Origin of the sequence: Ilumatobacter sp. (assembly GCF_041688325.1) — a bacterium.
GTDB lineage: Bacteria > Actinomycetota > Acidimicrobiia > Acidimicrobiales > Ilumatobacteraceae > Ilumatobacter_A.
In genome coordinates, this window is the sequence record NZ_JBDNIJ010000160.1 from 1 (window position 1) to 10189 (window position 10189).

Sequence of the window (10189 nt, forward strand, 5' to 3'; positions counted from 1 at the left end):
CCGACACCGCTGCCTCAACCGCTACCGACACCACTACCTCAAATTCGCCGACGGCTGACTCGCTGCAAGAGGTGCTGGCTGTGTTGAGCGGCTTGACTGTCGCCGACCCCGACCCGAGTCGCCAGCGCTATGACCGCGAGACGTATCAGCCAAATGGTTGGGCGGATCTCGACGGGGACTGCATCTCTGGACGGCACGAGGTACTGATCACGCAGTCGGCGATTCCGGTGCAGATGAGTTCGTCGGGATGCTTTGTTGAAACCGGATCCTGGACCGACCCGTACACGGGCGTCGTGGTGACGGCGGCGAGTGACATCACGATCGATCACGTCGTCCCGCTGAGTGAGGCGCACCGTGCTGGGGCGTGGCGCTGGGACTCGGCCACGAGGATCGCCTTCGCCAACGACGAGACGCCGGGCATGCTGCTGGCCGTCGTGGGATCGGTCAACCAGGCGAAGGGCGACAAGACGCCCGACAAGTGGCTTCCTCCGCGCCAGGAATTTCACTGTGCGTATGCAGCGAACTGGGTGTCCACCAAAGCTCGCTGGCAGCTGTCGGTCACTCAGCCGGAGGCGACAGCGTTGATACAGATCCTGTCGTCGTGCTCGGTCGGAGACATTCCTGCCCGATTGGTAGCAGTGCTCCCGGTGATCGTGATCGCCCCGCCACCAACCACCACCACGCTTGGCGCGGTCGTGCCGTCGGAAGGCGGGGCCAGCGAGATTCGGGTTACCCAGTGCCAAAAGCGAGAGGAGCGCGTCGTCCTTGAGAATCCCACCGCAAATCCGATCACGCTCGCCGGGTACGAACTCCACGACGAAGAGTCACGCCACTCCACCATGCTCGACCAGTTCGGTTCGATCGCGGCTGGTGCGCGGCTGGTGATCCTGACCGGCGAGGACAATGTCGAATCACCGGGCGAGGTCATCTGGAAACGGCAGAACGTTTGGAACAACGATGGCGACACGGCGTATCTCGTGGCGCCCTCCGGCTCGGTCACGAGCGCCAGGTGTTGAGGTCCGGTTGACAGTGTAGGAGGCTGGTCACGCTGTCGTTCTGGACGCCTCGGCATCGCTGCTCGACTTCCTGCTTCGTTTCGTTGATCGGCGGAACCTGTGATTCATCTCGTCAGGACGTCTGCTGTTTAAGAGCTCCCGTGGCCGACTGCGACGTGCTGTGCTCGAGGGCCGGAGGGTGTTCGCCGTTGGGGTTACAGAGTTGCCACGACGGGTCGAGCCGAACGATGTCGCGCAGGGTTGTGGCGTCGGTCTTCCACCAAGCGACCCGTTCGTTGGTGCGCTTGTGGTCGTCCTTGTCCGTGTACGAGTAGCCGCCCAATCCGACTCGGGCCCTTTGGGCACCGTCTCGATCGCGCCGTTGCTCCGATGGCCTTTCGTTGTTCCGTTGCGGACGAGTTCGTCGGTCAGCTCGCCGTGGGTGTTCGGCCGGCTTTGCGTCATTCAATCGAAGATCGCTGGAGCGGAGTTCCTCTTGGAAGGCGTCTCAGTAGCCGGTTTGCTGCCGAGTTTTGGCTGTCTGCGACGCCAAATCTGTCGCTTCTCCGTTCTTCTCAAAGTTGAATTCCTACTACAATTCTAAATCGTGGGGCCGGAAACAGGTATCGAGGCGACTGGCGCTGTTGGGCGGAAGTCGTTTCTACAGCAACTTCTTGTCGAAGTGCTCGATCATGCTGAGATTGAGGGTCAAGAGGCGTTTGTCGAGGACGCGTTTACCGATCTAATTCTCGATGATCTCGAGAGTGAGGGTCGATGGCCCGACTACCAAGTCAGCCACTACTCGGCGCGCGGTGCAGCCGTAAGCGCATGGGCCATCGACCCAACTCTGCGGCGTCTCTTTCTCGCGATTAGTGACTTCGACCGGTCTGGAGCCACCGAGACGATCACCCGCACTGAGATAGACGCTCTATTTAGGCGCCTGGCTGGTTTCCTCAAGCGGAGCCGCGATGGCCGAATTGAAATCGAGGACCATCACCCTGTTGCTGACCTCGTTGATGCCGCAGGCGACACAGAGCGGTACGACGACGTCACTCTGTACCTGCTGACGCATCGAACTGCTCCAGAGTATATTCCAGAATCTCCAGCCGTTGCCGGCGTCACTATCCAGACCAGGGTTTGGGATCTTGAGACGATCCGACGGTCTCGCGTGTCGGGTGAGCGGCTAGAACCGATTGCGATAGATTTCACCGCTGACAATGGGGGACTCCCGTGTCTGGCAGCTGACCGGCATGACGAGGTGCAGACGTACCTTGCGTACATTCCCGGTCAACGCCTCGCTGAGATCTACCTTGAGCACGGTGGCCGATTGTTGGAGCGCAACGTACGAGCGTTTTTGTCGGCACGTGGAAAGATCAACAGAGGAATAAGAGACACGCTGCGGACCGAACCGGAGAGGTTTCTCCCGTACAACAACGGGATTACGGCGACCGCAGAATCCATCAGATTAATTCGGACCGACCATGGTGATGTGATCGAATATGTCCACGACTTCCAGATCGTCAACGGCGGGCAGACCACTGCCAGTCTCGCTGTCGCTGCCCGCGATGTAGAGTGCGATCTTAACGACGTCAGCGTGCAGATGAAGCTCGTCGTCGTCGGTCCTGAACTCATTGATGAGCTCGTGCCCAACATTTCTCGGTATGCGAATCGCCAGAACAACGTGCAGGAAAGCGACCTGTCGGCGAACAACGATTACCTTCGCCGCATGGACGAGTCCTCGCGGACCGAATGGACACCGGCGGCGGCGCACGGTCGACCGACGAAGTGGTACTTCGAGCGGGCGCGCGGCTCGTACACCGTCGATCAGACAAGTTCCGGGAAAGCCTCCGTTCAGAAGCGATTCCTGGCCGAATACCCGAAGGATCAAAAGTTCGGCAAGAACGAGATCGCGCTCTACGAGAACACGTGGTCTCGGCTTCCGCACTTGGTGTGCCGAGGTGGCCAAAAGAACTTCGTCGAGTTCATGGAACGGCTACCTGAACCACCCGAAACTGATGTCGACGGGTGGCATCGCCAGAGGTTTCGCGACTTAGTTTCAAAGGCGATCATCTTCAAGACGGCCGATTCGACGGTACGGAAAGTGTTTGGAGGCACGTACAAGCGCCAAGTCGTGGCCTACACACTCTGCTACCTGTTCGAACGCTCGGAGCACGGACCCGATCTTGGGCTGATCTGGCGGACGCAGCAGATCTCCGATGCGTTCATTGATGCCATCTCGCAGGTTGGTGAAGGTGTGAAGGGTGCGATCATCGAAACAGCCGATGGGCGCAACATCACCGAATGGACCAAGCAGGAGGCGTGTTGGTCTGCCCTCCGGAAGATCGAGTTCTCGTTTGACGAATTTGCGAGAGAGGTCTCATTGCCTGCGCCGAGCCCAGCAAAAGTGTCGGCCCATGGGTCGCTGGTGCCGGGGAACCTGAGCCTGGCTGACGCATCGCGCGCGGCCCAGGGTACGGCAGTCGAGGGTCGTTATCGCCGCTACCGTCGACGTAGGTGGAGGCATCTCGGTGATACCGGTGTTTCGGGTTCCGGGCGGCAAACCTTGCACGCCTACGCCGCTCCCATGCCTGGTTCCGACGGACCTGACTACATTTTCAATGTCGTTGTGGATATCGCGTCGCAGTCAATCACGCCAGTTGACGAACTGGAACCGGCACAGCGAGCCGAAGTTGTGATTTGGCTCGCGGAGAGCGGATTTTCATCATGACTCCTCTGCACCCGAATGAAATTGATGCAACCCCTATGGCCAGCTCGCTGATTCAATCACTCCGGTCGTTCGGCTATTCGCCAGCAACCGCGATCGCAGACCTCGTCGACAATTCGATCTCGGCGCACGCGTCACAAATCGACGTGCGATTTCATTGGAATGGCGCCGCGAGCTCGATGACGTTGACCGACAACGGTGACGGGATGCTGCCCAATGAACTGAATGAGGCGATGCGCCCAGGGTCCGCCAACCCACTTGACGATCGTGCCGCCGACGACCTTGGCCGCTTTGGTCTCGGCCTCAAGACGGCGAGCTTTTCCCAAGGCCGCGTGCTGACTGTAGCGACGCGCCATATCGGCCATCCAGAAATCGAGACCCGGCGCTGGGATCTCGATCACGTCCAGCGCACGGACCGCTGGGTTGTCCTCACGGATTCGCCTCACATCGATCAACTCGCACCGCTCCTCCCCGAAGAATCCGGAACGGTCGTCGCATGGCATCACCTAGACCGAGTCGTGGATGACCGCCCCGCGTCCGATACGAAGGCGAGAAATACGTTCCGGGCGATGATCGATGATGTCCAAGTGCACCTTGAGATGGTGTTTCACCGATTTCTTAGCGACGGACTTCGAATCACAGTAAACGGAACGACATGCGAGCCGTGGGACCCGTTTATGGAGAGCCACCCTGCCACTGAGCGCCTCCAGACGGAATCACTCTTGCTGACAAATGCTACTGGTGAGGAACGGCGCATCGACATTCAACCCTTCGTCCTGCCGCACAACTCGAAACTCGATCCTGCGACGCACAAGCGTGCGGGTGGTGCCAAGGGATGGAATCTCCAACAGGGTTTCTATCTGTACCGCCGCCGTCGCCTGATCGTCGCCGGCGACTGGTTCGATCGCGGGACTAAGCCTGAGGAACACCACAAACTTGCTCGTGTGCGTGTTGAGTTCGACCAAGACTTGGACGCTACTTGGGCGCTCGACGTGCGGAAAGCTAAGGCGCGCCCACCCGCAAATCTGCGCGATGACTTCGTCCGCATTGCCCGCGCAACACGAAATCGCGGAGAGGAGGTCTACCGATCGCGAGGCCGCAGGTCGGTTGGGGCGGCTCCACGCAAGGGACATAAAGTCCCGCTATGGACCGCCGACACTTCTGGAGCAATCGTGCGCTACCTAATCAACAGACAGCATCCGGTTGTTGTCGACCTGCTTTCCCGCCAGATCGACGCGGGTCTAGCCGAGCAGACTCTCCAACTCATCGAGACGACACTTCCGGTGGCGCACATTTTGAGTCAGGGGTTCCGTGATGAGAACCGGATCGACGAAGGTGGAGATGTCGATGAGCTGACGCGATCGGCGGCGCGGCGCCTGTTTTGCGCGATGGTGCACGCGGGGGAGTCTGCTGAAAACGCCCGGCGAACCGTCCTCGAGGCTCAGCCGTTTGACTCCGCCGGCGATTACATCCAGACCCTCACAACTGGGAGCTGCTAGTGACAGAATCATCCGCTATCCAAACCGCGCAAGATGTCCTTGGAACGCTTATCCGGCGCGACCCAGCGTATCTCGAGCAGCGATTGACTCGTGAGATCATAGTTGCACTGGCTGGGCGTGCAGTGGTGGCTGCGCTGGTTACTGGCGAGCCGGGCGTCCTCGACCGCCTTGTTCTCGAACTTGCCGACCGGGCCGACGTGCATTTCACCACGGTGCAGGAGTCGGCCGGAGTTATAACTGGCGACGAGTCTGTCCACGAGCCGTGGGTGGAAGGGAGCCAGGAGACAATCTTTCCCGATGGAGGATTCTGGAGGAATTACCGCTGTCTCGTAGAGCCACGACTTCCACCAACCGCTCTTGCGGAACTCGACAGATCAACCGACAGAATCGTTGATCTGCTTGGGAACCCGAGCCGTGAGGGCATCTGGGACCGTCGTGGCTTGGTGATCGGTCACGTCCAGTCGGGAAAGACGAACAACTACCTCGGTGTGGTCACCAAGGCAGCTGACGCTGGTTATCGACTTATTATCATCCTCGCAGGCGCACACAACAACCTTCGTGCGCAAACCCAGCACCGGTTCGACGAGGCGTTCGTTGGGCGAGATACCCGGGCGGGGCTAGGTGAGGCGCCGCCAGCGTTCGGTGTTGGTCTTCTTCAGAGCCAAAACCACGTACATACGATGACCAAGGCCACGGAAGCCGGGGACTTTAAGCGTGGCTTCGCCGACGGTGCGGGTTGGAACCCGTTCAATCACTCCAACCTTCCCACAGTCTTTGTGGTGAAGAAGCACGTCACAGTGCTTCAGACTCTCCACGATTGGCTACGGCACAATGCCGGACTCTTACCTGGCCAATCCACGATTGAAGATGTTCCACTGCTGCTTATCGACGACGAGGCAGATAATGCGTCGATCGATACGGCTAATCACATCAATTCGGACACCCTGCCGACTGGCACAAATATGGGTATTCGTCGAATCCTTAGGCTGTTCGATCAGTCGGCTTACGTCGACTACACAGCGACTCCATTCGCGAATGTATTCATTGACGCTAACGCCGAACACGAGAAACTCGGCGGTGATCTTTTCCCTCGTGATTTTATTGTCGGACTCCAAGCGCCATCGAACTATGTTGGAGCTGACCTGATTTTTGGAACCGGCGCAGATGCCGACGGGCTGCCGATGGTGAGTCGTCTGCTAGACCACGAGGTCTGGATTCCACCGAATCATGACGTTGAGTTCGTTCCCTCGGATGACCTGACCCCCGCCTCGTTGAGTCGAGCGCTCGACTCGTTCATCCTGGCTTGCGCGGCTCGGCGTCTTCGTGGACAAGCCGGCGCCTCGAACTCAATGCTGGTGCATCTGACTCGCTTCAAGTTGGCCCAGAACACGATCGGTCGTCGCTTGGGTGAAATGCTTGCTGAGCGGTACAACGATTTGCGTTACGCACCCGACGACGATCCAGTTTGGGAACGATTCAGTGATCTGTGGGAGGAGGATTTCATTCCAAATGCAGTGGCGCTTCAAAACCATGCTGGCCCCCGTCCGCCGTTGGACGACTTTGATTCTGTTCGACCACACCTTGCTCCTGCGGTCTCGAAGATCGAGGTGAGGCTCATCAATGGGGATTCAGATGACGTCCTCGACTACGACAAGCACCCGGAGGGTCTGTCCACGATCGTCGTGGGTGGCGCGAAACTCTCACGTGGTCTGACGCTCGAAGGTCTGACGGTTAGTTACTACGCCCGCACGACGCGGTTGTATGACGCGCTTATGCAGATGGGACGCTGGTTCGGGTATAGGCCTGGCTACCTCGATCTCTGCCGCGTTTATGCTCCGCCTGGGGTCGTTTCACATTTCCGAAATATCAGTGTCGCCACAACGGAACTGCTCCGAGAGGTGAAAATTCTTGAGAACACCAATATGACACCGAGGCAATTTGGTCTGCGGGTGCGTCATAGTCCTGGAATGTTCATTACGGGGAGCACGAAAATGCGAAACACTCAGATTCGACGGATTGGATTTGGTGCCGAGCGTCCTGAGACAACGAGTCTCGAGCTTCCAGCTGGCAGGAGACAGCTTGCGTTTGACTGTCTCGATGCCTTCGTTACCCAGCTCACAGAGACGGCTGACGCCGATGCGTCTCCTGGGGGCGACAACTCCGCCTGGCGGGGTGTCAGCTCCGCCATGATCACTGCATATTTCGATTCGTTGGCGGCTGAAGATCTATATCCATTCACGACAGGCCGGCCGCTTTACCTCGCTGATTACATCCGCAAGAGAAATCAACACGGCGATCTAGGTGAATGGACCGTCCTCCTAAGGTCAAATAGTCAGTGGCCGGGACAGCCCCAGAAATTGGCCAATGGGGCGGTCTCTGTTGGTCTTAGCACGCGTCGTGACGACGGGCGTGCGGGGCGATACTCCTTCAACAGCCTTATCGGATCTGCCGACGAGCGTTTCGATCTTACGGATGCCGAGTTGGGTCAGGCGAGAGCCGAAGCCGGCGCTGAAAATCCGACCGGAACATATCTGAGGCATGCCCGAGCCTCGGAACGCGGACTACTTATCCTCTACCTTCTCGATCCTAACATCGGTTATACAGCGGAGCCGGGGCCGCCTTTTGCTGCCTACTGCGTGAGTTTCCCCAAGGACCCTGACGGCACGAGGGTCGAGTACCGAATCAACAGCGTTCAGATGGAACAAGAAATCAACGCATGACGACACAACACGGCACGAGTTTCATGGAGGCGTGGGACGCGATCGGCAGCGAGACGGGCGTCGGTACATTTCGCCGCCGGCTTGTTGCAGCCCTGCCGATATACGTGACGATTACGAACCCAGATTCCATTCCCGGACTCGCGATTGAGCTAGGTACAACGGAGGGAGTCGACATCGGAGATGCACGAGGGTCCGACCGAATCCGACTCGAGCTACGAGGCGGAGCCTCCGCTCAGCTTAGCCTGGCAGCAACTTCGCCGGATCACACGGACATTTTTCTAACGGTAGCTGACGACATCAGCCAGCACCTGATCGACTGCAAAGACGTTGGTGAAGCGGTACACAATTTGGTCCAACGCTTCACTACATGGCAGCGATTCCTCCGCCGCGCCGCCGGCGGATTGATGTCGGCAAACCGCCAGCTCGGCCTGTTTGGAGAACTGGTGACACTCCGCGATCTCCTAGCACCAGCCGTCGGCGTGCGGGATGCAGTCGCTGCCTGGACTGGACCAGCGAACGCCCCACAGGATTTCCAGGTCGGGCGGATTGCCGTGGAAGTGAAGGGAATTGTCCACAGCGAACCGCAGGTATTCGTGATTGACGGCGAGCGGCAGCTCGACGATCATGGTCTCGACGCATTGGTCCTTGCCCATCACCGCGTCCTACGTCACCGACAGGCGGGCCAGTCGCTTCCGGACCTCATCGCCGAGTTCCGGACTGAGATAGGGGATGACATTGCCACACAGGATCGGTTCACGAGCAGCCTCAACACCTATGGCTACGAAGACGCCGACGAGTTGGAATACAGCACAACCGGGTACACGCTCCGCGACTCGTTTCATTATCGGGTTCATTCCGGCTTTCCCCGTCTCACTGAGACGGACTTACCCAATGGGACCGGAGGGCTTCGGTACTCGATCGCAGCGTCGGCCTGCGAGGCCTACCTCATCGACGGCGACGATATTGCTGGCTGGCTAAGTGAACCGGGCAGTGCGGGGGACGCAGCGACTGCGGCTGAGTCCGCCGTGGTCGAGTACAAGGCGACCGCATGGACGCCGACCGCTCCCACCCAGAACGCCGATCACCGCAGGAGCGTTGTACAGGCACTGAAAACTGAAATTGTCAAGACCGTCGTCGCGCTGCTCAACACAGCGGGCGGCGAATTGGTAATCGGCGTCGATGACGATCAGAACATCACAGGTATCGCCGCAGACCTCGCTGAAAGCGGGTTGCCAACTGATGACCTCGACACGTACGAGCTCCGCCTGATCGAACTCCTTCGCGAGCGGATTGACGGCATTGTCACTCAGCAACTTCGGATCAGCTTCGCCGAGCATGACGGACATCAAACGTGTCACCTCAGCGTTGCGCCGTCGCCAAATCCGCGGTTCGGTCGCCCGTTCGCCGCCAACAACGAGCCGTCCCGACCGATGTTTTGGGTGCGGACCGGCAACGCCACGAACAGCCTCGACGGTCACGATCTCATCGACTATGTGGCCAACCACTGGCACTGACAAAGATTTCAATGAGCATTCTTCTCAGCTCTGGCGCGTATCTCGCTTCGGCGAAGAGCGGGCATGAGACAGGGTCCGAACCCGCTGAGTGAAGACGGTTCGTTGCTGGGAGAAGGAGCTTTCTGCAGTCAGATTTCCTCCTGTTGCTCTGGGGCCCCGAGCGCCGATCGGACTCGGGCCGCCAAAGGGGCATCGCCGCAGCCCTCTGGTCAACTTGACAGGCGCCGTCTCGGTGCATCGACGCTCAGCTGAAGCTTCTCCGCAGAGAGCCTCTTGAGATTCAGCGTTGGTAGGTGATTGGCCGTACCATATTTGTCATGAGCAAGCGTCAGGGCTATGGGGTCAAGCTGGTCCGTGGCCCCTTCGTTGCTTTACCCCAGCACCACCTTGCGACCGACGATCCGGACGTTGTGGCTCGACTTGCTAGCGAATCGATTGGGCCGATCGCGGCGGATCTTTTCTGCGGGGCAGGCGGACTGAGCCTAGGGCTTGAGCGCGCCGGCTACAAGGTCCTCGTTGGAGTTGACCACGACGAGGACGCACTGGCAACTCATCGGGCCCACCACGCCGGAATGAGCTCGAAACTGGATCTCGCTGAACCAAGTGTGGTGGAAGAGCTGGGGGCGCTTCTTAAGCGCATCAAGGTCGACCTTATTGCCGGCGGTCCACCTCGTCAGCCGTTCTCGAGGGCGGGTCGGTCCGCCATGCGCGACCTCGTGCAACGCGGGTCTCGTCC

The 10189-nt window shown here is 59.2% G+C and carries 6 protein-coding genes; all 6 read left to right on the forward strand.

The window, feature by feature from the left end; translation table 11 throughout:
- Positions 1-1016 (forward strand): DUF1524 domain-containing protein (locus ACH2EI_RS10130; protein WP_395159926.1); only part of this gene is annotated, 1016 nt, incomplete at its 5' end.
- 586 nt (positions 1017-1602) lie between these two features.
- A complete protein-coding gene (locus tag ACH2EI_RS10135) occupies positions 1603-3723 on the forward strand; it encodes an AIPR family protein (protein WP_395159928.1) in 2121 nt (706 codons plus the stop codon).
- Between the two features lie 35 nt (positions 3724-3758).
- Positions 3759-5219: an ATP-binding protein gene (locus ACH2EI_RS10140; RefSeq protein WP_395159936.1), complete on the forward strand. Its 1461-nt coding sequence runs from the start codon at positions 3759-3761 to the stop codon at positions 5217-5219.
- Complete coding sequence (locus tag ACH2EI_RS10145) at positions 5219-7939, forward strand: Z1 domain-containing protein (protein WP_395159930.1); 2721 nt, start codon at positions 5219-5221, stop codon at positions 7937-7939. Before ACH2EI_RS10140 ends, ACH2EI_RS10145 begins: the two co-directional genes overlap by 1 nt.
- Positions 7936-9453, forward strand: coding sequence for a PD-(D/E)XK motif protein (locus tag ACH2EI_RS10150; RefSeq protein ID WP_395159932.1), 1518 nt, complete (start codon positions 7936-7938; stop codon positions 9451-9453). The genes ACH2EI_RS10145 and ACH2EI_RS10150 overlap by 4 nt, the downstream gene beginning before the upstream one ends.
- A 317-nt stretch (positions 9454-9770) precedes the next feature.
- Positions 9771-10189, forward strand: a 419-nt coding sequence (locus ACH2EI_RS10155; protein ID WP_395159934.1) for a DNA cytosine methyltransferase, incomplete at its 3' end; no start/stop codon positions are given.